The organism is Pseudomonas syringae, from assembly GCF_021606685.1.
Lineage (GTDB): Bacteria > Pseudomonadota > Gammaproteobacteria > Pseudomonadales > Pseudomonadaceae > Aquipseudomonas > Aquipseudomonas syringae_R.
This window is the reverse complement of record NZ_WKCB01000013.1, coordinates 19,531-45,268: the sequence shown is the minus strand read 5'-3', so window position 1 is coordinate 45,268 and position 25,738 is coordinate 19,531. Positions and strand designations below refer to the sequence as shown.

The 25,738-nt window shown below is 61.7% G+C and carries 20 protein-coding genes and 2 pseudogenes; 11 read left to right on the top strand and 11 right to left on the bottom strand.

All coding sequences use genetic code 11. The annotated features are described in order from the left end of the window. Positions 1–304: 304 nt before the first annotated feature. The gene (locus tag GIW02_RS07875; protein ID WP_236414816.1) at positions 305–1,273 is read left to right on the top strand and encodes an XdhC family protein; all 969 of its coding nucleotides are present in this window, start codon (positions 305–307) and stop codon (positions 1,271–1,273) included. Positions 1,274–1,325: 52 nt separating this feature from the next. Next, entirely contained in the window at positions 1,326–2,207 is an 882-nt protein-coding gene (locus GIW02_RS07870) for an AraC family transcriptional regulator (RefSeq protein ID WP_236414842.1), read from the top strand. Here the strand turns inward: GIW02_RS07870 and GIW02_RS07865 are convergent. Genes GIW02_RS07865 through GIW02_RS07850 form a run of 4 tightly spaced genes read right to left on the bottom strand, consistent with a single transcriptional unit; the run spans position 2,204 to position 6,856 of the window. Then, positions 2,204–2,710 (bottom strand): response regulator, encoded by a 507-nt coding sequence (locus GIW02_RS07865; protein WP_236414814.1) that lies wholly within the window; start codon positions 2,708–2,710, stop codon positions 2,204–2,206. The two genes, GIW02_RS07870 and GIW02_RS07865, sit on opposite strands and share 4 nt — an antisense overlap. After that, positions 2,707–5,025 (bottom strand): ATP-binding protein, encoded by a 2,319-nt coding sequence (locus GIW02_RS07860; RefSeq protein ID WP_236414812.1) that lies wholly within the window; start codon positions 5,023–5,025, stop codon positions 2,707–2,709. The genes GIW02_RS07865 and GIW02_RS07860 overlap by 4 nt, the downstream gene beginning before the upstream one ends. Further along, positions 5,022–5,675, bottom strand: coding sequence for a response regulator transcription factor (locus GIW02_RS07855; RefSeq protein ID WP_236421818.1), 654 nt, complete (start codon positions 5,673–5,675; stop codon positions 5,022–5,024). The genes GIW02_RS07860 and GIW02_RS07855 overlap by 4 nt, the downstream gene beginning before the upstream one ends. After that, positions 5,672–6,856, bottom strand: a complete 1,185-nt coding sequence (locus tag GIW02_RS07850) for a sensor histidine kinase (RefSeq protein WP_236421817.1) — start codon at positions 6,854–6,856, stop codon at positions 5,672–5,674. The genes GIW02_RS07855 and GIW02_RS07850 overlap by 4 nt, the downstream gene beginning before the upstream one ends. Positions 6,857–7,022: 166 nt before the next feature. On the opposite strand from GIW02_RS07850, the gene GIW02_RS07845 reads away from it, so the two are divergent. The 3 genes from GIW02_RS07845 to GIW02_RS07835 all read left to right on the top strand — a co-directional run bounded on the left by GIW02_RS07845 (position 7,023) and on the right by GIW02_RS07835 (position 9,353). Continuing rightward, positions 7,023–7,541, top strand: coding sequence for an SgcJ/EcaC family oxidoreductase (locus GIW02_RS07845; RefSeq protein WP_236411969.1), 519 nt, complete (start codon positions 7,023–7,025; stop codon positions 7,539–7,541). Between the two features lie 175 nt (positions 7,542–7,716). Next, positions 7,717–8,073: an antibiotic biosynthesis monooxygenase gene (locus tag GIW02_RS07840; protein WP_236411967.1), complete on the top strand. Its 357-nt coding sequence runs from the start codon at positions 7,717–7,719 to the stop codon at positions 8,071–8,073. Further along, entirely contained in the window at positions 8,070–9,353 is a 1,284-nt protein-coding gene (locus GIW02_RS07835) for an MFS transporter (protein ID WP_236411965.1), read from the top strand. Before GIW02_RS07840 ends, GIW02_RS07835 begins: the two co-directional genes overlap by 4 nt. A 5-nt stretch (positions 9,354–9,358) precedes the next feature. On the opposite strand, the gene GIW02_RS07830 is transcribed toward GIW02_RS07835, so the two are convergent. The 5 genes and pseudogenes from GIW02_RS07830 to GIW02_RS07810 form a co-directional block, all read right to left on the bottom strand. Next, positions 9,359–9,685 carry a c-type cytochrome gene (locus tag GIW02_RS07830; protein ID WP_236411963.1) on the bottom strand — a complete coding sequence of 109 codons (327 nt, stop codon included), beginning with the start codon at positions 9,683–9,685 and terminating at the stop codon, positions 9,359–9,361. 81 nt (positions 9,686–9,766) lie between these two features. Next, complete coding sequence (locus tag GIW02_RS07825) at positions 9,767–12,007, bottom strand: xanthine dehydrogenase family protein molybdopterin-binding subunit (protein ID WP_236421816.1); 2,241 nt, start codon at positions 12,005–12,007, stop codon at positions 9,767–9,769. 13 nt (positions 12,008–12,020) lie between these two features. Beyond that, positions 12,021–12,314: pseudogene (locus GIW02_RS07820) on the bottom strand ((2Fe-2S)-binding protein); the annotation flags it as partial. After that, positions 12,313–13,161: pseudogene (locus tag GIW02_RS07815) on the bottom strand (tyrosine-type recombinase/integrase); the annotation flags it as partial. The pseudogenes GIW02_RS07815 and GIW02_RS07820, both read right to left, overlap by 2 nt. A 152-nt stretch (positions 13,162–13,313) precedes the next feature. Continuing rightward, positions 13,314–14,228 (bottom strand): LysR substrate-binding domain-containing protein, encoded by a 915-nt coding sequence (locus GIW02_RS07810; RefSeq protein ID WP_236411959.1) that lies wholly within the window; start codon positions 14,226–14,228, stop codon positions 13,314–13,316. A 247-nt stretch (positions 14,229–14,475) separates the two neighbouring features. On the opposite strand from GIW02_RS07810, the gene GIW02_RS07805 reads away from it, so the two are divergent. The 4 genes from GIW02_RS07805 (at position 14,476) to pgm (ending at position 20,783) form a co-directional block, all read left to right on the top strand. After that, positions 14,476–15,498 (top strand): zinc-dependent alcohol dehydrogenase family protein, encoded by a 1,023-nt coding sequence (locus GIW02_RS07805; protein WP_236411956.1) that lies wholly within the window; start codon positions 14,476–14,478, stop codon positions 15,496–15,498. Between the two features lie 707 nt (positions 15,499–16,205). Further along, positions 16,206–17,627 carry a hypothetical protein gene (locus GIW02_RS07800; RefSeq protein WP_236411955.1) on the top strand — a complete coding sequence of 474 codons (1,422 nt, stop codon included), beginning with the start codon at positions 16,206–16,208 and terminating at the stop codon, positions 17,625–17,627. Beyond that, a complete protein-coding gene (locus tag GIW02_RS07795) occupies positions 17,624–19,030 on the top strand; it encodes an aminotransferase-like domain-containing protein (protein ID WP_236411954.1) in 1,407 nt (468 codons plus the stop codon). Before GIW02_RS07800 ends, GIW02_RS07795 begins: the two co-directional genes overlap by 4 nt. 106 nt (positions 19,031–19,136) lie before the next feature. After that, positions 19,137–20,783 carry a phosphoglucomutase (alpha-D-glucose-1,6-bisphosphate-dependent) gene (pgm, locus tag GIW02_RS07790; protein WP_236411953.1) on the top strand — a complete coding sequence of 549 codons (1,647 nt, stop codon included), beginning with the start codon at positions 19,137–19,139 and terminating at the stop codon, positions 20,781–20,783. Positions 20,784–20,850: 67 nt separating this feature from the next. Here pgm and GIW02_RS07785 read toward each other — a convergent pair whose 3' ends face one another. Then, positions 20,851–21,546: a pirin family protein gene (locus GIW02_RS07785; protein WP_236411952.1), complete on the bottom strand. Its 696-nt coding sequence runs from the start codon at positions 21,544–21,546 to the stop codon at positions 20,851–20,853. A 219-nt stretch (positions 21,547–21,765) separates the two neighbouring features. On the opposite strand from GIW02_RS07785, the gene GIW02_RS07780 reads away from it, so the two are divergent. Then, on the top strand, positions 21,766–24,213 hold the full coding sequence (locus GIW02_RS07780) for a UvrD-helicase domain-containing protein (RefSeq protein WP_236411950.1): 2,448 nt from the start codon (positions 21,766–21,768) through the stop codon (positions 24,211–24,213). 140 nt (positions 24,214–24,353) lie between these two features. Here GIW02_RS07780 and GIW02_RS07775 read toward each other — a convergent pair whose 3' ends face one another. After that, positions 24,354–24,626, bottom strand: a complete 273-nt coding sequence (locus GIW02_RS07775) for a DUF1652 domain-containing protein (protein ID WP_027605770.1) — start codon at positions 24,624–24,626, stop codon at positions 24,354–24,356. Positions 24,627–24,881: 255 nt separating this feature from the next. On the opposite strand from GIW02_RS07775, the gene GIW02_RS07770 reads away from it, so the two are divergent. Next, positions 24,882–25,691, top strand: a complete 810-nt coding sequence (locus GIW02_RS07770; protein WP_236411947.1) for a helix-turn-helix domain-containing protein — start codon at positions 24,882–24,884, stop codon at positions 25,689–25,691. Positions 25,692–25,738: the final 47 nt, after the last annotated feature.

Sequence of the window (25,738 nt, the reverse complement as noted above, 5' to 3'; positions counted from 1 at the left end):
AGCGCGAGATTAGCCCTCTAGGATGGGGGTTTCGTTAGGGTGCTATCAATAGGAGTGATGACAAAAGACTGTTGCTGGCATCGCAACGACGCTTGCCGGTCAAGCTCGCCGAATAATCCGCCCTCGATCAGTTTGAGCACTGCCCAAGCCGGAAACAATTTGTCACATGCAAGCCTGTTTTCCGATATCGGTTGAAATAGGCAATAAATTCCCTTGATCAGGCAATCACCTCTACCGGCTAACTCCACATACTCCGAGCACACTGGGACACTCAGCGGAGGAAGGCCGGGCCGGTTCGCATTTCATGAAAAACCTTGATCTCCATGTTATCCAGCAAGCCACCACGTGGCTCCAACAAGATCGCTGCGTTTGGCTGTGCACGGTGCTTGCGACGTATGGTTCAGCACCGCGAGGCCCCGGGTCGCTATTGGCAGCGCTGTCGACAGGCGAGTTCTGCGGTTCTCTCTCGGGAGGCTGTGTAGAGGAAGACTTCCTTGAGCGGCTGGGGCGCCATGAGTTCGTCGAGCATAACCATGTGGTGCGCTACGGTGAGGGCGGGCTTGCGCCGTCACTCGAACTGCCGTGCGGCGGCGTACTCGACGTATTAGTCGAAAAGTTCGAACCCGATTGCGCAGCCAGAACACACTTCGCGGCACTGTTGGCCGCGCTGCAAGGGCGCCAGCGCGTGGTGCGGCATGTCACGCTTGGAACCAATGCCCGACATACTCAGAGCGATGCCGGTGCCACCGCGCCGGTCGTGGTTGACGGCGATCAGGTGCGGATTCGTATGGGCGCAGCCCATCGATTGTTGATCGCCGGCCTGTCCCCGGTGGCCGAGTTCTGCGCCGGTTTTGCCGTGGCCCTGGGCTATGAGGTGATCGTCTGCGACCCGCGCGCCGAGTTGACTGCCGCCTTCAGCATGGCCGGGGTGGAAGTGCTCAACGTGTTTCCTGCCACGTTCATCGCTGCAGGCGGATGCCATGCCGGCACGGCGATTGTGGCGTTGACCCACGACCCGCGCATGGACGACCTGACGTTGCTGGAGGCCGTGAGAACCAGCGCTTTTTACATCGGCGCCATGGGCTCGCGGCGCACCAGCGAAAAGCGTCTTGAGCGGGTCAAGCGCATCGGCGCGTTGGCCCCGCAGATGCTCGAGCGCATTCATGCGCCGATTGGACTTAACTTAGGGAGCAAGACCCCAGCCGAGATTGCCCTCGCCGTCATGGCGGATATTGTTCGCTTGAGCAACGGAGTCGTTCGTGACCAACTCTAGACCTGTGCTGATCAAGGATTCACCTGTGCAACCTGTGCTCATGAAAGAACCGATGGCGTGCACCGTCAGCCGCCTTGCGGGCGCGGTGGACCTGGCATTGGGCAGCGATGACGAAAAGATTGGCGCATTACCTGGACTGGACCTGTACCGGCGTACCGATATCACCGCACCCATGCACTGTATTTATGGCCTGGGCATTGGCGTCACCCTGCAAGGTTGCAAGCGGGTATTGGTCGGCAGTGAGGTACTGACCTACGGGCCGGGCCAGTCGATGGTCACCAGTGTTGATCTGCCGGTCATTTCACAGGTCAGCCAGGCAACCGTGGCGCAACCGTTTTTAGGGATTATGTTGGCGCTGGACAACGCTACCGTGATGCAAGTCGCTGACCGCATGAAACTGTCCCAACGCCTGCGGGAGCAAGAGTTTCGAGCGGTGAGCGTACACCCCCTGGACACGGGTGTGCTGGACGCCGTGCGGCGCCTGGTGGACCTGCTCGTCGAGCCGCATTTGCTTGAAACCCTGGCGCCGCTGATCAAGGAAGAACTGATTGCGCGACTGTTGAGCGGCGCCCACGGCCCACAGTTACTGCACGTGATCGCTGCCGGGTCGCCCAGCCAGCACATTGCCAGGACCGTTGCCTGGCTCAAACTCAACTATCGCCAGGCCCTGCGCATGGATGACCTGGCCGCCCACGCCCACATGAGCCCGTCGACGTTTCGCCAGCATTTTCGCGCCCTGACGGGCATGAGTCCGCTGCAATATCAGAAGCAACTACGGCTGCAAGCCGCACGGCAGTTGATGCTCAGCCAGGGCGTGGATGCCAGCAGCGCCGGTGGCATCGTCGGGTACGAAAGCTCTTCGCAGTTTAGCCGCGAATACAGCCGCCTGTTTGGCGAACCGCCACAACGCGACATCAAGCGAATCCGCGTCTAGCAGCGTCGGATAGAGGAGGGCGCCGCCACCCCGGCGTTCGCGGTGCCGAGCGTTGAACCGTGGCGTTGCAACAGCTCGATCTGCTCAGCCGGCACCAGCGTGCGCAGGGTTTTGTAGAGCACGCGGGTTTCCAGCAGGTTCCACACCCGCAGCATGGTTTCCAGCGCATCCAGGGGTTTGCTGATGAAATCCCGGGCACCAAGGGCGAGGGCGCGCAGGCGCGTGTCGCGGGTGGCATCGGCGGTGAGCACGAGGATCGGCAGGTATTCACCCGTGGGGATGCGCCGATTGAGTTGTTCCAGCACCGCAAAACCGTCGAGCTCAGGCATGTGCAAGTCAAGAATCACCAGGTCCGGCTCGAAGCTGTTGAACAGCTCCAGTGTGCGCAAAGGCTCGGTGCTGCTCAGCACGTTGTTCAGCCCTTCGCGCGCCAGCAATTGCTCCACCAGGTCGAGATTCGGGCGTTGGTCGTCGATGATCAGAATACGCAGGTCGAGGTTCACACAGGCTCCGGAAAGTACTGGTCGAGGTGGGCGAGAAACGCGGGGACGTTAATCGGCTTATTCAAAATCGCTGTCGCGCCCGCATCCTGCAGGGCCTGGCGGGTGACTTCGCTGGCGTCGGCGGTGATCATCAGCACGGGTGTGAACTGGGTGATCGCAGACTTGCGCAAACGCTGCAGCACGGCCAGGCCGTCGATGTCTGGCAGTGTCACGTCGAGCAGAATCAGCTGGGGCACATGCTGTGCCGCGAGGTCCAGGCCCAGTTGGCCTTGCATGCTGGAAAGCAGCTTGATCCCCGGCCTGCGGTGCAGCAAGGTTTCGATCAACGCCAGGCTGGAGAGGTTGTCTTCGATGTACAGCACCTTGCCGTGGATCGCGGGGGCAGGGCGTGCTGGCGTGCTGTCGACTGCGGCAGCGACGGGCTCGCTGCTGGGCTGCACGCGCACAAACGGCAGCTCCAGGGTAAAGCGTGAGCCGCTGCCGTGTTGGCTGTGCACACTCAATTTGCCATGCATCTTTTCCAGCAGGCTTTTACTCAGCGCCAGGCCCAGGCCGCTACCTTCGACGTTCGGGTCGGCCCCCAGGCGCTCGAACGGCTTGAACAGTTGCCCGATGTGGTCAGCTGCGATGCCCTTGCCGGTATCGCACACCGACACGCCGATACGCTGCCCCTCGACCTTGACTTCAATGCTCACCCGGCCCTGGGGCCTGTTGTACTTAATGGCGTTGGACAGCAGGTTCAGCAGCACCTGGGTGAGGCGCTGGCGGTCGGCCGCGATGCCGATATCCGCCGCCAGCGCAGGCAGCGCCTGCAACTCAATGCCCGCGTCGGTGGCCATGGGTGACACCAGCGCCAGGGCTTCGCGCAACGTGCCCGCCAAGGCAATCGGTTCGATGTTCAACGGCAAGCGTCCCGCCTCGATCTTGGCAATGTCCAACACTTCGTTGATCAGCGTCAGCAGGTGCTGGCCGGCGCGCAGGATGTGACCGACCTGGGGTTTTTGCCCCGCCAGCGAGTCCATGTCCAGCAGTTGTGCAAAACCCAGGATCGAGTTGAGCGGGGTGCGCAGTTCGTGGCTCATGCGTGAGAGAAACTCGCTCTTGGCCCGGCTGGCGCGTTCGGCCTCCTCGCGGGCGGTGCCCAGGGCAATTTCCGCTGCGCGACGGTCGGTGATGTCGCGGGTGATTTTCGAGAAACCGCGCAGTGCGCCGGTGCTGTCGTACTGCGCGGTGATCACCACGCTGGCCCAGAAGCGCGTACCGTCCTTGCGGCAACGCCAGCCCTCTTCGGTGTAGTCACCATCGCGAGTGGCTTCGTGCAACGCCATATCCGGGTGTTGCGGGCATTCTTCCGGCAGGTAAAACACCGAGAAGTGCTGGCCGAGGATCTCCTGCTCGGTGTAGCCCTTGATCCGCTCGGCGCCGTTGTTCCAACTGGTGACATGGCCTGCGCTGTCGAGGGCGAAGATCCCGTAGTCCTTGACCCCGTCGATGATCAGCCGCAAGCGCTCTTCGTTCTCGCGCAGGGCGCGTTCGCGCTCGGCCAGCAGCACCCCGGCCTCCACCAGGCGCGTGCCCAACTGGCCGATTTCGTCGTTTTCCGGCGGCTGCGGCTGCAGTGGCTGGCCGAGGGCCAGGCGTTGCGCGTTGCCTTGCACGTGCTGCACCCGCGCGACGATTCCCTTGGACAGAAACAGCACCGCGACGATGGCCCCAAATAGCCCACAGATCGCCGCCAGCCAGGTGGACAGCAGCAGCCGCTGGCGTGTTTCGGCGGCCGCCGTGGTGCGTTCGGCGAGCAGCGAGTCCTCAAGGGTGAGCATGGTGCCGATGTGCTGACGCAAGGCGTCGAGGATGTATTTGTTGCTGACCAGCGTGCTGGTAATCGACTCGGGGCTAATCGTCGGGTCGCTGAGCATGTCTTCCAGGCCATCGATTTTGCTGTGGATCAGCGGCGTGATCGAGGCGAGTTGCTCACGCACCCGTGGGTCGCGAACATCGCCGTCGAGTCGACGCAGGGCTGACTCAATCTGCGGCTTGGCGTTGAGGTAGCCGGGCAGGAAGTCCTCGTGGCGGGTCAGCAGGTAGCCGCGCACGCTGGCGGCAGCTTCGGCCAGCAGCGTGTGCACGGCGCGGATATCGCCTTGTACGCGCAATACCCGGCGCACGTCTTCTTCGGCGCGGGCGGTCTGCCGTTCGGTGATGTAGATCAGCACCAGGGACAACAACAGCACCACCAGCGGCAGCGAAATCACCACCAGCGCCTTGCCGCGCAAGGGCAGGTCCGCCCACCGCCTGGCGTACACGCGCCTCATGGTTGCGTCACCAGGCCCAACGCGATACCGCGCACGGCAGCCTGGGTGCGGTCGGCTGCACCGAGCTTGCCGATCACCCGTTCGACATGGGCTTTTGCGGTGCCGGTGGTAATGCCCAGGCGTTCACCGATTTCCCGGTTGCTCATGCCGTTGGCGACAAGCCCGAGCACCTGACGCTCGCGTGGGGTCAGGTTTTCCGTCGCCGCTGCGCCATTGGCGTTGCGCTCGGTCATGCGGCGCAGCAGGCGAGCGCTCACCGCACTGTTGAGCGCTTCCTCACCGGCGGCGACCCGTTGCAACGCCTCGATCACCTCGTTGCGGCTGGCGTCTTTGAGCAGGTAACCGACCGCCCCGGCATTCATCGCGGCTTCCAGGTGGTCGGGGCTGTCATCCATGGTGAAAATCACCACCTTGACCGCCGGCAGGCGCTGTTGCAGCAGGCGGGCGGCGCCGAGGCCGTTGAGCACCGGCATACGGATATCGAGGATGACGATGTCGGGCAGTAACTGTTCGCACAGTTCCACCGCTTGTTGGCCATCACGCGCCTGGCCGACCACTTCAAATTGCGGGTGACCGGCCAGCAACGCGACAAACCCGGTGCGCGTGACTTCATGATCATCCGCCAGCACCAGGCGCAAGAGTGGGCTCATTGAGGTGTTCCATCCAGGTGGGCCGGCACGCGAGCGTGCAGTTGGGTGCCGCACTTGATCGCGCTGACGCAGGTAAAGGCACCGCCCAGCAGGCTGGCACGCTCGTGCATGGTGGCGAGGCCCAGGTGCTGGGCATCCTGGGTGTCGAGTTGCTGCTCGAGGGCAAAGCCCTTGCCATTGTCGTTCACGCGCAGCGAAGCCTGGCCGTCGTGCAGTTCCACGGCCAATTGCACGGCGCTGGCCTGTGCGTGCTTGAGCACGTTGTTGATGGCTTCCTGGCCGATTCTGAACAAGGCGGTTTCCACCTGACTGGGCAAGCGCCCTGTGTAGGCGGTGGTCCATTGCACGCTGACGGCGGCTTCGCGCAGGCGGTCGGCCTCTTTGTCGAGCGCCTTGAACAAGCCGAAATCATCCAGCACCGTCGGGCGCAGGCCGGCGATCAGCTGCCGGCCTTCACCCACCGAGTGCTGGGCCAGGGTCAGAATCGCCTGCAGGTCTGCGTTCAACGTGCCTGGCAGCGTCGGGCAGCGGCCGGCGAACCCTTGCAGGCGCTGATGTAACCCTGCGAGGGTTTGCGCCAGGCCGTCGTGCAGGTCGTAGGCCACGCGTTTGCGCTCGTCCTCCTGAGCCCGCAGCAACCGGTCGACAAGCTCGGACAGCGTCCTGTCGCGGGTTTTGAGGGTGCTCAGCAAGCGTTGGTTTTCCAGGTGCGCGGCCAGCAGCGTGGCGAGCAACTGCAGCGATTCACTGTCTTCATGGTCTGGCGCTCGCAGGCTGACACTGTTGCCCAGCACCAGTACACCAAAGGCCTCGCCGTCGCCGCTGCGCAAGGGCACTTGCAACACACTGGGCAGCGCGCTTCCCGGCAGCTCCAGCCAGCACGGTGCGCGTAGGCGGCGGTCGGCGATGGCGCCAAGGCTGGCGAGTCGATCCGGGCTGCCATGGCGCGCGGTGAGGGTGGCACACCCCTCGGCATCCCACTCCTGAATCAGCCCGTGGTCCATCGCCAGAAACGCGCTGGCCCGCGCCAGCACGCGTTCGCGCATCGCGTCAGGCGCCAGTTGCGGTAACGCCTGCCCGGTGTCCACCAGCAGGCGCAAACGCGCGGTGCGACTTTCGGATTGTCGATAGTGCGCGCGGATAGCCAGGGCACTACCGGGATCGTGTGGCGTGTTTTGCATGCGTGGGCTCCGGCGTCTCAGGCTCGCGGGCGCGATGGCAGTTATTAAACCTTGTTGAGCGGGTTGGGCGCCATCTGCCAAATGGCATAGTTAAATGGCTCCGGTTGGCCGATGGCGAGCGGGCAGGCGATTGGCACAGTGTGCTCACCCATACAGGAGCATCCCAATGAACGTCAAAACCGTGTCGATCGCCGTGATTTTCGCCTTGAGCGCCCCCTTTGTGCAGGCTGCCGAGACATCACCCTATGTCTACCGCGAAGTCGCCCAGGCGCCTGCCAATGTGAAAGACCGCGAGATTGCCGGGTTGTTTGATCGCTGGAACAGCGCGTTGCAGACCGGTAACGTCAAGGCCGTGGTCGACTTGTATGCGCCGGGCGCGGTGTTGCAACCGACCGTGTCCAACCAGGTGCGCAGCACGCCGGCGCAAATCACGGACTACTTCGATCACTTCCTGGTGCTCAAGCCGGTCGGCCAGATCAACTACCGAGAGATCCGCCAGCTGGGGACCAACGTGGCAATGGACAGCGGGGTCTACACCTTCACGCTGACCGAGGCGACCGGCAAGATCCGCCACGTTCAGGCACGCTACACCTTCGTCTACGAAAAGGTTGGCGAGGAGTGGAAAATCCTCAACCACCATTCCTCGGCGATGCCTGAAGTGCAGGTCAAACACGCCAAGCAGTAACCGCGGGTTCAAACAGTCCACGCCCTTGCGGGTGTGGACTTTTTTGCGTTTTCGCCACGTCGGATCGGGCAAGCAATTGCGTCGATCAGGCAACCGTGGCGTGCCGGGGGCACAGCATACTGGTGAGGACTTACCCAATCGATAAGCGTCACGTGCGCTTTTGTGGAGGACACTCATGCGTTTGCCTGACCGCGCCACCCCGTTCAGCCAGTTCGTTGAGTTTGTGGTCGACCCCCTGCATGTGCAGGCGCTGGTGACGGCGCTGATCGCACGCGTCGAGCGCTTTACCTGTCACTGCCCAGGGTTCATCAGCGCGCAGGTGCACGTCAGCGAGGCCGGCGACCGGGTGCTGATGCAACTGTTGTGGCCCTCCAAGCGATACAGCGAGCTGGCGATTGAACGCGCCCAAACGGTTGAGCCCGATCTGTTTGATCTGGCACGCCAGCATCACGCCAGCGCGCTGTTTTTCAGCACCTTCAATGCGGTGGCGCAGGTGTGTGCAGCACCAGCGGCCCAAGGTGGGGCGCAATGACGCCTGCGGGCACGCTCAAGTGGGCGCACGTACTACCGGCGGAAAGAACCGCGCTGGTGCTGGGGTTTGCCTTTCATTTCTGCGTGCTGGCGAGCTACTACCTGGTGCGGCCGTTGCGTGACGCACTGGGCCTGGAAGGCGGCGCAGACAAATTGCAGTGGCTGTTCACCGCGACTTTTGTGGTCATGCTGCTGATGGTTCCGCTGTTCGGCGCGTTGGTTTCTCGGCTGCCGGCGACGCGGTTTATCCCGCTGATCTATCGATTCGTGGCCGCCACCATGCTGGTGTTCGGTGTGTTGATTGCCGCAAAGGTCGCGCCTGTGCAGGTCGGCCAGGTGTTTTTCGTGTGGATCAGCGTCTACAACCTGTTCATCGTGTCGATTTTCTGGAGCGTGCTGGTCGACCGTTTTTCCAGCGAACAAGGCGTGCGTTTGTTTGGCTTTATTGCGGCGGGTGGGACGTTGGGGACCTTCATCGGCCCGCTGTTGGCCGCGACCCTGGCCACCCGGCTCGGGCCGATTGCACTGACACTGGCGGCAGCACTGCTGCTGGAACTGGCGGTGCGTTGCTATCGGGCATTGTTGTCACGCACCGATGCGCAAGCGCGCAGCGTCGCGCAAGGGCAGCGCCGGATGGGCGGCAGCATGCTCGCCGGCCTCACGCTGATTGCTCGTTCACCCTACCTGCTGGGGCTGGTGCTGTTCATGCTCCTGCACACCACGGCGGCGACTTTTTTGTACTTCGAGCAGGGTCGGATAGTCGCTGGGAGCTACGCGGATGTGGCCAGCAGAACGCGGTTTTTTGCGCTCATCGATCTTATCGTTTCGGCGTTGACCTTAACCTTTCAACTCTTGCTCACGGCGCCGCTGATACGCCGGGTCGGCGTCGGCGGTGCACTGGTGGCGCTGCCCGTGGTGACGCTGGTGGCATTCACTGCGATGGCGTTGGCACCCGTGCCGGTAACGGTGGCGTTGGCGCAGGGCCTGCGTCGCGCGATTGAATTTTCGGTGGTGCGCCCGGCGCGCGAAGTGCTCTGGACCGTCGTCAGCCGCGAGGAAAAGTACAAGGCCAAAAATGTCATCGAGACCCTGGTGTATCGCGGTGGCGATGCGCTCAGCGGGTGGCTTTCGGTCGGGTTGGCTGCAGCGGGCGCAGGGTTTGGCGTTGTCGCCGTGTTGATTGTGCCGGTTGCCGGCTTTTGGTGCGGTGTGTGCTATTGGTTGGCAAACCGTCAGCGACAGATGGCGGCCAAGGCATCAGTATCAACTGATGCCGAATAGGCCAATTATTGCGCGCCGTCCAGCAACCATTGGGCGATTGACTGCGCATCGGCGTCGGACACCTGCGCTTGTGGCGGCATCGGCATCGGCCCCCATTTGCCGGTGCCACCGGCCTTGATGCTGGCTGCCAGTTGCTCGGCCGTGGTGTCGCTGCCCGCGTACTTTTGCGCGATACCCGTCCAGGAGGGCCCCACGACCTGTGCATTGGCTTGATGACAGCCCACGCAAGCGTAACGCTGGACCAGTGCCTGGCTCGCTACAGCCTCGCTGGTGAGTGTGCCCAGTGCCGCCGCCAGCAGGGCGCTGTAGGCCAGCAGGGGCGCCCGGGGCATCCGCGGTAATTTCAGGTATTGGTTCAATTGGCGTCTCTCTCATCAATCAAAAAAGCGGTGCAGCGGGCTGCACCGCGTGGTTCAGGCGAGCTTGAAGGGCAATTCACGCACAGGCTTGCCGGTGATCTGCGCAATGGCGTTGGCGAACGCCGGCGCCAGCGGCGGCAGGCCAGGTTCGCCCATGCCGGTGGGCGGCTCCGCACTCGGCACGGTGTGCACCGAAAACTGCGGCATGTCGGCGATACGCGGCACGCTGAAATCGGCAAAATTGCTTTGCTGCACCACCCCGTCCTTGAGGGTTATGGCGCCGCCCGGCAGGCACATCGACAGGCCCATCAACGCTGCGCCCTGTACCTGGGCTTCGACGCTGCGAGGGTTGACCACCAGGTTGCAATGCACGCCTGCGGTCACCTGGTGCAACACCGCACGGCCGTCCTGTACCGAAGCTTCGACGACATAGGCGACGACCGAACTGAACGACTCATGCACCGCCACACCCCAGGCGCGACCCGCCGGCAGTTGGCGCTTGCCGTACTCACTCTTGTCGACTGCCAATTGCAGCGCCGCGCTATGGCGCGGGCTTTTGTCGGCAAACAGTTTCAGCCGGTAAGCCACGGGATCCTGCCGGGTGGCGCGGGCAATTTCATCAATCAAGGTTTCCATCACGAACGCGGTATGGGTGGAACCCACACTGCGCCACCACAGCACGGGCACGTTGAGCTTGGGGTGATGCACCGTCAGGCGCATCGGAATCGGATAAGGCTCACGCAGGCCTTCGGTGGCGGTGGGGTCAATGCCATTCTTGACCCGCCCGCCGAACATGGTGCCCGTCACAATCGACTGCCCGACCAGCACGTGGTCCCAGGCCAGGACGTTGCCGCTGGCGTCGAAACCGATGCGCGCGCGGTGCAGGTGCATGGGGCGGTAGTAGCCGCCCTTGATGTCGTCTTCGCGGCTCCACACGGTGCGCACGGGGACGTTTAATCCCGCTGTTCGTGCCCCCTTGGCCACTTCACAGGCCAACACCACAATGTCGCAGGTGGCGATACCGCGCCGGCCAAAACCGCCGCCGGCCGTCTGCACGTTGATCTGAACCTGCTCGGGTTTGAGGCTCAGCACGCGTGCGGCCGCCGCGTTGTCGGCACCGGCAAACTGCGTACCGACCCATAACTCGGCGCGGCCCTGGGACAGCTGGACGGTGCAGTTCAGCGGTTCCATCGGGGCATGGGCCAGGTACGGAAACACGAACTCAGCTTCGAGGGTATGCGGCGCCGTTGCCAGCGGCGTCATATCCGCATCGAAATGGCGGGGGCCAGGGCGCCCGGCCAAGGCTTTGTAGTCGGCCAGTTGCTGCTCGCTGTCGACCTTTTCCACTGCCGCCGTATCCCACTGGACGTTGAGCGCATCACGCCCCTGCTTGGCCTGCCAATAGCCTTCAGCCACGACTGCCACGCCTTCAGCCCCGCCATCAAGCGGCACGCGATAGACCGCCTTTACTCCACGGATCGCGCGTGCTGCGCGGTCATCCAGCGTCGCCAGCCTGGCGCCGAAGACCGGCGGGCGCGCGACCACGGCGGTGAGTTGCTCGGGCAGGCGCATGTCAATCCCGAAATCCTGCTGGCCGCTGCTCTTGGCCTTGGCATCGATGCGCGTCGTGGCCTGGCCAATGATGCGAAAATCCTTGGGGTCCTTGAGGCTGACCTGTTCCGGCACCGGCATTGCCATCGCGGCCTCGGCCAGTTCGCCGTAGCTGGCGGTGCGGCCGCCGGGGCCGAGCACGTGGCCGGCGCGCGTACTCAAACGGGCCACGTCGACGTTCCAGCGCGCTGCCGCAGCGGCCAGCAGCATCGCGCGGGCACGGGCACCGAGTTCGCGGTACTGGGTGTAGCTGTTCTTGATGGAGTTGGAGCCGCCGGTCAGGTGCATGCCAAAGCGCGGGTCCTGATAGGCCAGGTCACTGGTGCCGTTGCGACTGCGCACCAGGCTCCAGTCGGCATCCAGTTCCTCGGCAAGAATCATCGGCAAGCCGGTCTGTACGCCCTGGCCGAATTCCAGCCGGTTGATGGTCACCGTCACTTCGCCATTGGCGGCGATCTGTACGAAAGCGTTGGGTTGTTGCGTCGGCTTCAACGGCTCCACCGCAGCGCCGCCAGCCTGCTGTGCCAGGGCCAGGTGAGGAAAGGCGCCCAGGGCCAGGCCCCCGATCCCGAGCATCTTCAAAAAGCTTCGCCGCGCGTAGGTGGCAGGGCCGTCGACCTGATCGCGCTCCAGCATATGTTGCAGGACGCGAGGCAGCTCCTCTGGAAAAAGATCGTTCAGCATGGGGCAGCTCCAGTCAGGCGAGGGCTTTGGCGGCGTCAGCCACCGCAGCGCGGATGCGCACGTACGTGCCACAGCGACAGATGTTGCCCATCATCGCCGAGTCGATCTCGGCCGCCGTGGGCTGCTTGCCCTTGGGCTGGGCCTTGAGAAAGGCTGTCGCGCTCATGATCTGGCCGCTCTGGCAGTAGCCGCATTGCGCCACGTCGTGTTTGACCCACGCCTCGTGCACCGCCGTGCCGACCGGGTCACTGCCGTTGGTTGCCGCCTCGATCGTGGTGATCCTGCGGCCCTCGGCGGCGGTTATCGGTCTTGCTCACCACGTATCGCCAATCCGCCCCGACCAGATCGACATCTTCCCAGCGCATCTGGGCGAGTTCGCCGGGGCGCACGGGTAACATCACCAGCAGACGCATTGCGGTGGCAACGCTGCCGGCGTTGCAGTCATCCAAGCGCAGAAGAAGCCGGCCTAGGTCGGCGGGCCTTTCGATCGCCGGGTTGCTGGTGACCACGTGGCGGATCTTCAATTCCTCGATGTTGCTGAGCGCCACGTTACGCTCCACCCAGCCGCGTCCTTCGGCGAAACCCAGCACGGCACGGATGAGGGTGCGCACGCGCCGGGCCATGGCCATGGTGCGCTGGCGACGCAACTCGGTGATGATCGCGGTGATGTGCTCCAGCTTGATCTGGCTGACCGGCTGATTGCCAATGGCAGGCAAGATGTGGTTTTTCAGCGCTCCGCGAAACCCTGCGATGGATTTGGTCACCAGTTCGGGGGACTTGAACGCCAGCCATTGCTCGGCGACGTAAGCGAAGGTGCGCGCTTCGTTGAGCAACTGTGCTTCGATCTTGGCGGTCTTGGCCTTGAGTGGGGCGATGTGGTTGGCCACGTCACGGCGTGCATCGCGGGCAATATCGCGGGCCTCTTTCAGCCCGATGTCGGGGTAAGCGCCGATCGAGAAACGGTTCTCCTTGCCGTGCAGCCGATATTTAAAGCGCCAGCGTTTGGAGGGAGACTTGCCGACCGTGCTGGACGGCCTCACCTCCAGGTAGAGGCCCGGGACTTCCCCATCGGCGTGCTTACCGGGCTCGGTCAGCGAGCGGATGTAGGCATCGCTGAGTTTTCGCTTGAAAACAACCGCAGTAGTGAAGGGCATCGGTGGGGGCATCCTTTTTTAAGGAAGCGAAATTGACCCTGATTTTGCCCCCAAGGGTGCTGGAATCCAGTGGATTTAGATAAACGGTAGTGGACGAAGTAAGCCTATAACGCAATGTTATTAAAGGCTTTTTGGACCTCTGTGGAATTTAGTTACAAACTCTCGGGGTCCCCAAAAAACATCTGAATCCGCGACCGTAGCCACCGCTCCCCAGGGTCATTGTCCTGTGACCCACGCCAGGCCATGTGCAATTCGAATGAGCGCACTGGCAAGGGTGGGTCTTCGGCGCGCAGGCCGCCGGCGGCGGTGAGTGCCTCGGCGGCGTAGTCCGGCACGGTGGCCAGGATGTCGGTGCCCGCGAGCAAGGTGCCCAGGCCGTTAAACTGTGGCACGGCGAGGACCACGTGGCGCTTGCGATCGAGTTTTTCCAGCTCTTCGTCAATGAACCCGCTCAAGTCACCGGCAAACGACACCAGGGCGTGGGGGCGGGCGCAGAAGTCGTCCAGGCTCAGCGAGCCTGGCACGCTGTCGGCGCGCAGCAGTTTTGGCAGGCTGCGACGCAAGACTTTGCGCTTGGCGTTGGCCGGCAGGTCGGCGGTGTAGCTGACGCCGATGGAGATTTCACCGGAGGCCAGCAGGCCGGGCATCAGAATGTAGTTGACGCGCCGTACCACCAGCACGATGCCAGGGGCCTCGGCACGCAGGCGTTTGAGCAGTTGCGGCAGCAGGGCGAACTCGACGTCGTCGGACAGGCCGATACGGAACACGGCGGTGCTGGTGGCCGGGTCGAACTCGGCGGCGCGGCTGACGGCGGTAGAGATCGAGTCGAGGGCCGGGGAGAGCAGGGCGAAGATCTCCACTGCGCGCGCCGACGGCTCCATGCTGCGCCCGGTGCGTACAAACAGCGGGTCATCAAACAAACCGCGCAGGCGCGACAACGCAGCGCTGATGGCCGGCTGGCCAAGGAACAATTTCTCGGCGGCGCGGGTCACACTGCGCTCGTGCATCAAGGTTTCGAATACGATCAAGAGGTTAAGGTCGACACGACGCAGGTCGTTACGGTTCATCTTGTGTCCTGGAAGAGTCTGCAAACTTGACGAGAGCGGCCACATGTAAACAATGACCGGCATGAATCTTACGGGGAAAGACTGGTACTCTGCACCGGCTAATTGAGTTTTCCTACGATACTTGAGGTCTATTCCTCAGTTGCGGAATCAATGACAGACATGTCGACTATTAATGGCGACCGGTGGCCTTACCCGGAAAGCCCAGATAGAGTTCATGGCATTAGAGGTTACTTTGACGAGGTTTGCGATGTCCCGCACGATCCGTTTTCACAAGTTTGGTCCGGCCGAGGTGCTCAAGTGCGAAGAGCATGTAGCCGCGCTGCCCGCACCGGGCGAAGTGCAGGTGCGTGTCGAAGCGATTGGCATCAGCTGGTACGACATTTTGTGGCGCCAGAACCTGGCGTCTTCCCATGCACGTCTGCCATCCGGCCTTGGCCATGAGATGGCCGGGGTTGTGGTCGCCGTGGGCGATGGTGTGGATGACTTGGCAGTGGGCGATAAGGTCGCCAGTTTTCCGGCCGAGAGCCCCAATGATTACCCGGTGTATGGCGAGCAGATTGTCCTGCCCCGTTCGGCCCTGACCCGTTACCCGGATGTCTTGAGTCCCATCGAGGCCAGCGTGCACTACACGCCGCTGTTGATCGCCTACTTTGCATACGTGGACCTGGCACGTGTCAAACCCGGGCAATTCGCTCTGGTGACCGACGCGAGCCACTGCGCGGGCCCCTCGTTTGTGCAGTTGGGCAAGGCTCTGGGTGTACGGGTGATTGCTGCCACCAAGGACAGCGAAGAGCGTGAGTACCTGCTCTCCTTGGGCGCGGAAAAGGTCATCGTCACCGAAGAGCAGGACCTGCTGATGCAAGTCAACAAGTTCACCGACAACCGCGGCGTCGACGTGGTGTTCGATGGCTTGGGCGGCCCACAGATGTCCTTGCTCGGTGATGTACTGGCGCCCCGTGGCAGCCTGGTGCTGTATGGGCTGCAGGGTGGCAACCAGACGCCATTTCCGGCGTGTGCGGCGTTCCAGAAGAACATTCAGTTCTTTGTGCACTGCATCGGTAACTTCACCGGCAAGCCTGAACTGGGCATCATCCAGGACCAGGTCGCGTTGCAGCGTGCTTTGCGCGATATCAACCAGCTCACCGCCGACCGCGTGCTGGTGCCGCTGAAAACCACGGTGTTTCCGTTCAATCAGTTCGTGGAAGCGCACCGCTATATGGACGAATGTCCGTGCCGTGAGCGTGTGGCATTGCAGGTCGAAGCTGTTTAATGCGTAGGAATATTCGTAAACGAGTATTCCTGACGGCTGGCGCAGGAGGCAAATGCGCCATTTGAAAGGGCTGAACCCACGCAGTCGATAAGCTGCCCATTCGGTGCTTCGGCCCCTGATTCTTACCGTTACTCCCGAACGCCGCCCTGTATTCCAGCGCGGCGTCTTTGTGTGTGCGCCATTTATGCATGGCCTGTCGTTGAACTGCACTGGTTTTTGCTCGGCTTCTGTATCTATTAATCATTATTCCAGCACTGATAATTGCGCCTTCACTTTCATCTCAAGGATTGAGCAATGATTGAATCTCCAGCACAACGGTTGCGAGTTACTCGCACTAACGCGACGGCCTTTTTATTGCGCCATGGAAACAGCTGCTTTCACGCAGGGTGCCAACCCGGCAGGCGGGGAAGTTACTGGGGCCTCTTTGTCGGACGCTTCTTTAAATTGTTAATTAGAGATATGTAGGAGCCTGTCGGAAGGGTCCTAAGGCTGCGCCACCGGTACGTACAGCCCCTAACAATCAAGGGTTTGATGTGCTATGGGTGCGTCGTTTTGGCCCAACGGTAAGCGTGTCATTTTGTTACTCGGTGCTAATGTCTATTCATTGGCGCCTGTAACGGTGCGCGAACTTCTTACGTGTTTAATGAGTCGAGCAAATACTGTCAGCAGTTGCTTGAAACTGATATTTCAACTCAGGTAGTAGAACGATGAGCACTATTCACGAACAAGCTATGAATTATGTTTACCAGCAAGTTCTGCAACGTTTGATTGGGCACTTTAATCGCGCTGAACGCACCGCCCTCCAATTGTTGATCCAGCGAATCGTTGTGGCGGCAGGGGGTATGGAGCAGGTGGGCGATTACAAGGTGCTGGTGGCCCATGGTGGCGGTGAGGTCAGCAGCTACACCTTGGCGTTGCTGCGTGCAGCGCAATTGTCGATTGCCGGGCGGGCCCCGCGCACCTTCCAGTTGCGGGTAGCCACGCTGCGTCACGCGGGCATGAGCGAGCGCCGGCTGGAAACCCTGAATCGAGGCTACAGTCGCTTGTTTCTTCACGACGACCCCAGGGTTGAGTTACTGATGGTGGAAAACCAAGAGGTACAGCCCTTCAACCACCTGCGACCGGTTTCCGCTATCGGGCGCGAAGCCAGCCAGCGCAGTATGTTGATGGTGGGGCACCTGACCTCGGGTGACTGCCGTGCGACGCTGTGCAATGACACTTACCTGGCCCTGGGTGATTTCTACCAGCGGGTCAGCACGTGGCACGGTGGGGTCCATGCGCTGGTCAGCGGTGACTCACCCCGCCAACAAAGCCAACTGCTGGCCTGGCTCAAGAAAACCGCGCAGGGCGCCGGGGTGCCTATCGCCAAAGATTGGCCGTTGTCGCTTAATGGCCTGTTCGCACGTATGGAAGAATGGAGCGTCGGCTATTACCGCGATATCTTCGGCGAACATTATGTGGCCAATGACAACCCCAGCAAATCCAGCCATCGAAACCTGGCTTACATTGGCGTTGCCGACCTGCTGGACGATATCGACCCCGGCGCATCGTCGCTGCTCACCGAGTTCATGGCCTACGCCCCCGATCCCTTGGGGTTCCACTTCAATTACCCGTCGTTTTCCAGTCCCTTGCTGATGGCGCATCTGCGCGGGCTGCAGGCTCAGTGCCTGCGAGAGCTTGACTATGAGGAGGGCGTCGCAGGCTTCATCCAACAGGCGGTTCCGTACATGCGCCGCCTGCACCTGTCCGAGCCATTGCTCGCCGAGGCTGTCACCTGCGATGGTCGCGTGCTGTCGAGCACCAGCGCCCAACAATTCTTTGGCCTGGATGAAACCCAACTGACGTGCCTGCTGTTTTCGCCGTTTATCCACCATGGCGAGCGGCTGGAAGGCTATTTGCGCCAATGCCATCCGGGCATGCTGGTGGCGTTGCCCGAACTGCACAAAGTGCTTCAGGGCAAGCCGTGTGCAGAAATGCTGCAGCAGTGGGTGGTAGACACCAGCGGTTTGCCAATGCCCTTGTTGCAGCACTTGTATCGCAAGCGGCCGCTGGCCAGTCCAGGCAAGCGACCCACCCCGGGGGCAACGGCCCGCGTCACTTCGCAGGCCATTAAAATGTCCGGTCGATGACCCTGCGCGGCGAGCGGCACGTGGACTTTGCCTACCAGGCGGTCTATCGCTACATGATCAGCCTGATCAACGAAGTCAGCACCGATGCCCGGGTGAAGCTGCCGTCCTTGCGACAATTGGCCGGGCGCTTGAATGTATCGATCTCGACGATCCAGTACGCGTACTCGCTGCTGGAGAAGGAGGGCAGGGTCTATTCCGTGGCGAAGTCGGGCTATTACGCCTGGCCTATGTCGGCCAATCCGTCGAACTGGGCCGGTGGTGATTTGCTTGATCGACTCTACGCTGCGACGCGCCGTCCTGGCATGGTGGTGCTCAGCGGCGATGAACCCGCGCTGCTGGCCTCCCTGGACGCGAGCCTATTGCGCATCGAACGCGACCTGGTGCGCCAATACCCGCGCCAGTTGCAACCCTGGTCCCAGCCTTACGGTGTCTGGGAACTGCGTGCGGTGTTGGCCGCACGCTACACCTCATCGCCCACGCGCTGCTGGCATGCGGATGATGTGTACATCGGTGCAGACCTGCGCGGTGTACTCGATATTCTGGTGGAAGTCCTGGGTCTGCGGGGCACGACCGTGATTGTCGAATCGCCCTGCGACTGGCTGATCCTGCGGCTGTTCCAGGACGCCGGGGTGCACATCATCGAGCTGCCCTGGACGCCGGCGGGGCACTTGGACCTGCCAACTCTCGATCAGCTGCTTTGCAGTGAGGCGGTGCAGTTGGTGGTCTTGTCGTCGGCGGTCAGCCTGCCAGCAGGGGTGGCCATGCCTGCCGACGACCGTCTGGAAGTGGCGCAGTTGTTGGAGCGCCACGGCTGCTGGCTGCTGGAAAACGACAGCTTTGGCGAGCTGGGCTTCACGGCGTCCTACACGGCGCTGCGAGAGCTGGTGAACCCGGAGTGGCTGATTGTGTTTTCCTCGTTCGAGAAGGTGCTGGGGTCGGAAGCGCCCTATGGCTATCTGTTGTCACGGCGCCTGGGCAGCGAATTGCAGCGCCAGTTTCTGCTGCGCTCATTCCGCCTGTCTGCGATTCGCCAGCGCGCCATTGCCCGCCTGTACCAAAGCGGGCGGATCGACCAGCACCTGCAGGCGCTGCGTCAACTCCTGCGGGAGCAGGCCGAAGAAATGAGCCTGCGCCTTGATCAGCATCTGGGTGAGCAGCTCACGTATCAGCCACCGGCCGCCGGAGCCACCTTTTGGCTGGGTTCTAAGCGGGCCGTGGACATGCGCCAGGTGTTCCAGCTGATGCTGGCTCAGCAGGTGGTGGTGGCGCCTGGCGAGCTGTTCAGCGTGAGTGGCCTGCATCACCAGCACCTGCGGCTGAGTCATACCTTTCATGGGCAGCCCAACCTGACTATCGCCCTGTCGGCATTGAGCGACGCGTTGCGCCAGGCGCAGATAGGCTGAGCGCGTGAAGTTTCTCTTGATGCTGTAGGATCGATACCGTCGCGCAGCAGTCCAACTCTCAGTAAACTGCCATTTTTTTCCGAATCCTTCTCTCCGAGGTTTATGCATGACAATCAGTCCTTTTGCGGGCAAACCGGCGCCAGCCCAGTTGCTGGTGGATATCCCGCGACTGGTCACGGCCTATTACACCGGCCAGCCTGATGCAGCAATCTCCACCCAGCGCGTGGCCTTCGGCACCTCCGGGCACCGTGGCAGTTCGTTCGAGCTGAGCTTCAACGAATGGCACGTGCTCGCCATCAGCCAGGCCATCTGCCTGTATCGCGAAGCGCAGGGCATCAATGGCCCGCTGTTCGTAGGCCTGGACACCCACGCGCTGTCGACCCCCGCCGGTGCCAGTGCGCTGGAAGTGCTGGCCGCCAACGGCGTGCACGTGATGCTGGCCGAGGGCGACGAATACACGCCGACGCCGGCGATTTCTCACGCCATCATCTGCTACAACCGTGGCCGCACGACTGGCCTGGCTGACGGCATCGTAATTACGCCGTCCCACAACCCGCCTCAAAGCGGCGGCTACAAGTACAACCCGCCCAATGGCGGCCCGGCGGATACCCATGTCACCAAGTGGATCGAGGCCAAGGCCAACGAGCTGCTGGCCAACAAACTGGCCGGGGTCAAGCGCATCACCCACGCCCAGGCCCTCAAGGCCGACACCACCCATCGCCATGACTACCTCAACAGCTATGTGGCCGACCTGATCAATGTCATCGACATGGACGCGATCCGCAGCGCCGACCTGCGCCTGGGCGTGGACCCGCTGGGCGGAGCAGGGGTGCGTTACTGGTCGGCGATTGCCGAGCACTACCGGTTGAACCTCGACGTGGTCAACACCGAGGTGGATTCCACATTCCGCTTCATGAGCGTCGACTGGGACGGCCAGATCCGCATGGACCCATCCTCCAGCTACGCCATGCAAGGCCTGATCGGCCTCAAGGAACGCTTTGACGTGGCCTTCGCCTGCGATCCGGACCACGACCGTCACGGTATTGTGACGCCGTCCGGTGGCCTGTTGGCGCCGAACAATTACCTGGCGGTGTCCATCGACTACCTGTTTCAGAACCGTCCAGACTGGCGCGCCGACGCCGCTGTAGGCAAGACCGTGGTCAGCAGCGGCCTGATCGATCGCGTGGCTGCGCGTATAGGCCGCCGCCTGTATGAAGTGCCGGTGGGCTTCAAGTGGTTTGCTGATGGGCTGTTCGAAGGCTCGCTGGGCTTTGGCGGTGAAGAGAGCGCCGGTGCTTCGTTCCTGCGCAAGGACGGCACCGTATGGAGCACCGATAAGGATGGCCTGATCCCCGCGCTGCTGGCGGCCGAGATGACCTCACGCAAAGGCCAGGACCCCAGCCAGATCTATCGCGGGCTGACCGACGCTTTGGGCGAGCCGTTTGCCATTCGTGTTGACGCCAAGGCGACCCCTGCGCAAAAAGCCCTGTTGGGCAAGCTGGCGCCGGAGCAAGTGACGTCCACCGAACTGGCGGGCGAAAGCATTCAGCAGATCCTCAGCCACGCGCCGGGTAACAACCAGGCAATTGGCGGCTTGAAAGTGATGACCGAAAACGGCTGGTTCGCCGCACGGCCATCGGGCACCGAGGACATCTACAAGATCTACGCCGAAAGCTTTATTGGCGAAGATCACCTCAAACAGTTGGTAGAAGAGGCTCAGGTATTGGTTGATGGCGCTATCAGCGCCAACTGATACCGCGATGTAAAAACTGTGGGAGGGGTGGTGCCCCTCCCACAGTTGTTTTTGCTCGGACTTCAGCTCAGGCCAGGTCGACCAACACGATCTCGCTGTCCTCAATCGCGGTAACGCGCACTACCTGTTCATCCTCCACCGCAACGCCATCTCGAGCTTGCGCGCGCAAGCCGTTGACTTCAATCACACCGGTTGCCGGCACCAGGTACGCCCGGCGCCCGCTGTCCAAGCTATATTCAGCGCTTTCTCCGGCCTTCAGGTTGGCGGCCACCAGGCGTGCATCGGCGCGAATGCGCAGGCTTTGATTGTCACCGGCCTTGCCGCTGGCCAAGGTTACAAACCCTTCGCGATCACCCTTGGGAAAGGGCTTGGCGCCCCAGGATGGCGGTAAGCCGCTTTCGTTCGGGATAATCCAGATCTGGAAGATCTTGGTCGGCGTGGCCTCCAGGTTGTATTCGCTGTGGGCGATCCCGGTACCTGCGCTCATTACCTGTACATCGCCAGCCTCGGTACGGCCCTTGTTGCCGAGGTTGTCGGCATGGCTGATGGCGCCTTCACGCACATAAGTGATGATCTCCATATCGCGGTGCGCATGCTGCGGGAAGCCGGTGCCAGGCGCGATGATGTCGTCGTTCCACACCCGCAGGTTGCCCCAGTGCATGCGCTTGGGGTCGTGGTACTCGGCGAATGAAAAGTGGTGATGGGCGTCAAGCCAGCCATGGTGGGCGCCGCCCAGGGAATTGAAAGGTCGAAGTTCAAGCATGATCGTCTCCTGTTGATGGCGCCCATCATCCAATAGGCCATGATCGATAAAAAGCGTAAAAAATGCCTCGTTCCTATCGGCAGATTAGATTGATTAATGGCGTTTTGACTTTCACTTCATCGCCTAACTGCATGACAGCAAAGCAATTGGCTGGAACTCAAGGACGATTCCGGCGACCATGGCGCACTGTTTTAAACCCAGCTCATCCCAGGAGTCCGCGTGCCGCACCAGAAGCCTGATTTGCCCCCTGATCTGCGCCCCCTGGCAGAAATGCCGCTGCTCAAACGCCTTGCCGCTCGCCTGTTTGGCCACGGGCTGACCCGCCTGCGCGCGCAGCATCGGTTTTCCTGGTTGCATGGCCAGGCGGACGGGTTCCGCAGTGGTCACGAAGCCGGTGTGGAGTACGGTTATCGCGAGGGCAAGGCCGAGGGCATCGAGGAGGGGCGGCAAGTCCTGCTGATTCGCGACTTTCGCCCCGAGGAGCACCGCGCGCCGAGTGTGGACGACAGCTTGTTTGATGATTGGCGCCTGCCGCTGAGCGCCGAGATCAAAAAACGCATCAAGGCGGATGTCGGCCGGTTGTTGCCAGCCCACGCCCAGCCCAGCGCCGCGCAGTGGAAGATGATCTTCAGCGATACACCCTCTACGTCGGTGATCGCCGGCGCCGGTGCGGGTAAATCCACCTCGCTGGTACTGCGCATCTTGTTGCTCACCCACTACCTGGGCTTTGAGTTGAGCTCGATGACCGTGGTGACCTTTACCCGCGAGTCGCGCAAAGACTTCGTCAACAAGCTCATGGAGATTCTCAGCCTATGGGGCCAACCCCTGGGTCTTAAAGAAGCACAGGCGGTGGTGCGCACCTTTCACTCGCGCATCCTGCCGATGGTGCGCAGCCTGCCGGGTTTCGAGCGCCTGCAGGCGTTCGAGAACCTCAGTGCCGGTTTCGAGGAGGCGGACAGCAACCCGTTCGACTTGCGTATTGGCGATGCTCAGCGCCAGCAGATGAATGCCTGTTATCACCGGCTGCACGGCCACCATGCGCGGTTCCGTGAGCTGATTGCACCCTTGGCGCGCCAGGGCATGCAGCTCAAAGAGGTGGAGCGTGACCACCCCGACGTGCAGAAGCGCGTCGCCGTGACCGAACTGGCCGCCAAGCGTGATGAGGAACTCTGCGACGTTATCGAAGACCTCTGGTTCAGAGCGGGTGCCTGGCCGATCAAAGGCATCGAGCCCAGCCGCCAGGCCTTCGAGATCAACGGTGCGCAGTTTCACTGTCACGGTTACATCCCTGAGCTGGATGCTTGGGTAGTGCTGGGCTTCGATGCGCGGGAAAACCCGCAGATCAGTCGGCCCAACGCAAAACTGTCGGTACGGGCGGAGTGGGCAGTAAAGCGTACGTTGTTTCAAGCTTTCTGCCGTAAGCCACTGATATGGTTAGATAGTTATGAGTCATCAAGACGGCTTTTAAGCAGTTTGGCGGGGGATGCCAGCGCCGGGCCAGGCTTTGATTACAAGGTCAAAGGCGAACTCGCTTCGGCGCCGCTGCTGGACTGTTTCGTGATGGCTGCCGGGTTTATCGAAAACCTCGGGCTGGACGTGCCCACCGCCGTCGGCCAGATGACCTTCGCCAAGGACGACCCTGACCGATTCTTCTTTGAAGCCCTGAGCATCTTCTGGAAAGCCCTGGAAGACCACCTACTCGATCAATCGCCGCCGATCATGACCTATAACCGGATGTTCTCGCTGTTTGGCGAAAATACTCCTGAAAACCTCAAGTTGCTCAGTGATCCACTGCTGCGGCCGATGTCGCACCTGATGATCGATGAGTTCCAGGACGTGTCGCCGCAGATCGTCTCGTGGCTGCGCGCCAGCCTGCGCGAAATCCGCAGCCGTGGCCCGGCGATGCACGTCGGCCGTGGGGCACAGCGCTCCTCGTTGCTGTGCGTGGGGGACGACTGGCAGTCAATCTACGGTTGGCGCGGCAGCTCGCCCAAGTATTTCATGGCCTTCGACAAGGAGTTTCCTTCACCGAGCACCACCCGCGTGATGCTGGGTGAGAACTACCGTAGCCATCAGCACATCATCGATGCGGCTGAACATATTGTGCGCGCTGCGCCGGCGATTCCTGGCAAAAAGGCCAAGGCCAGCGGCATGCCCAAGGCGTTAGTGCCGGTGGTGGTGCAAGAGCGTGATGACGCAGCGCTGGGACGGCAATTGCTGGAGCACTACCAGCAGGGTGATTCGGTATTAATGTTGTATCGAAAAAGTAGTGATAAGTTGTTGATTGAAGAGCATATTCAGTCTGTAGTTAATGTGGATTCTAGCTTGCCGCCTGGCGCGCGCCGGTTGAAACAGCTGACCTATCACAGTGCCAAGGGCCTGCAAGCGGATGCGGTTTTTCTGCTGGGCGATTGCCAACACATGACCAGCTCGCCCTACAAGAACCAGGTGTATCGCATGGCAGGTCTGGGCAAGGACGGTGACAGCGAACCCTACGACTCGGCGCAAAAGGACGAAATACTGCGCCTGGCGTACGTCGGTATCACCCGCGCCGTCAGCCACTGCTATTGGTATGTGGAAAAGCCCGAAGGCCAGGCGGTGAATGTGCCCAAGGCGTCGGAGCGGGTCGATGGGAAGAAAGCGTTTTTCGACGACAGACGCGGCTAACGACTGAATACGCATCAAGTGTGGGAGCGGGCTTGCTCGCGAAGGCGGTGTATCAGTGATAAATGTTTTGACTGAAACTCCGCATTCGCGAGCAAGCCCGCTCCCACACAACTGCTTTCCCACATTAACTGGATACTGGATCAGGCCCGCAACGACAACGGCGGCACAAAGGACTCCAGCTCATCCTCGACCGCCTCGATGATGCGCTCCACGTCGGCGGCGTTCATTACCGTGGCGCAGGGGATGCCGGCAATCGCGATCAGGGTTTCACCGCTGGCGCGGTCGAACAGGCGGGCGACCATACTGCCCGGCGCATCCATGCTGCCTTCGAAACCCATCGGATGAAAATGCCAGCGCATCAGCTGGCAGGCGTTGGGGAACGTCACTTTGTTCATGTTGCCCACCTTGTTCATTGAGCGCTTCCTTTAGCTCGCGGCAGGGGCCAGGACCGTCACTGGTCGTGGCGTCGAAGCATTCAAAATAGCATTCGTGCGCACGCCCACGCGCACTTTTTTCGCCCCGTTCGGCGGTTGTTTTCGATTCACTTGATATGGGTCATGCCTTACCCAAAATCAGGCAAATTGCCATTAGTCAGTCGAGCCAAACAGCCATTGAATGCGCCGATAAAATTCGGCACTCTCCAAGGTTTACCCGCCGCCGAGCCCTCCATGCCCGACATCGCCCCTGACGACGACTGCCAGCACACCCAAGCCACGGGCGAGCTGGTGTTGCGTCACCACCTGTGTTGGCGCCATCGCGACCTTGAGGGCGTGATGTCCTACTACCACCCGGACATCCAGTACCACGATTTTTTCCAGAACCGCGTCATCGGTTACGCCGAGTTGCGTGAGTACCTGCGCGCCAGCATGCCGCGTGAGGTCGATGAGGCGATTGAACACACCGACCGCATTCGCGCCGATGGCGACACGGCGTTTATCCAGTACCGCATTACTTTGCGCGGCAGCCAGGGGCTGGTGTCGTTCCGCACCAGTGAAGCCATCACCGTGCGCGACGGGCTGATCTGGCGGGTCAACGAATACGCCTCCCTGGTGCATGAGCAACCCGCCCGGGCCCTGCGGCCCACGGTCAGCCGCCTGGGCCTGTCGCCCCAGCAATTGGGGCATATGGCCAATGACCTGCAGCACTACTTCGAACTCAAGCAGCCTTATCTGGACCCGGAGCTGGACCTGCAACGCGTTTCCAGGGAATGTGGCTACAGCCGCAATCAGATTTCCTACCTGCTGAACCAAGTGTTGGGGCAGAGCTTCTACCGCTACGTCAACCACGCCCGGCTCCAGCACTTGCTGGCGTCTCTGGATAAGGCGTTGACGCCGATCAAGATCGATGACTTGGCCTTCGCCGCCGGTTTCAACTCGCTGTCGGCGTTCTACAGCGCATTCCGCCAGCACACGGGCCAGTCGCCCAAGGCCTACGTCAAACAACTTTCGCTGCGTGCACGCGCGCAAGACAGCCCCTGACATCGCGCTCTAGGATCGACCCTATCGTAACGAGGTGGGGAGCTTGG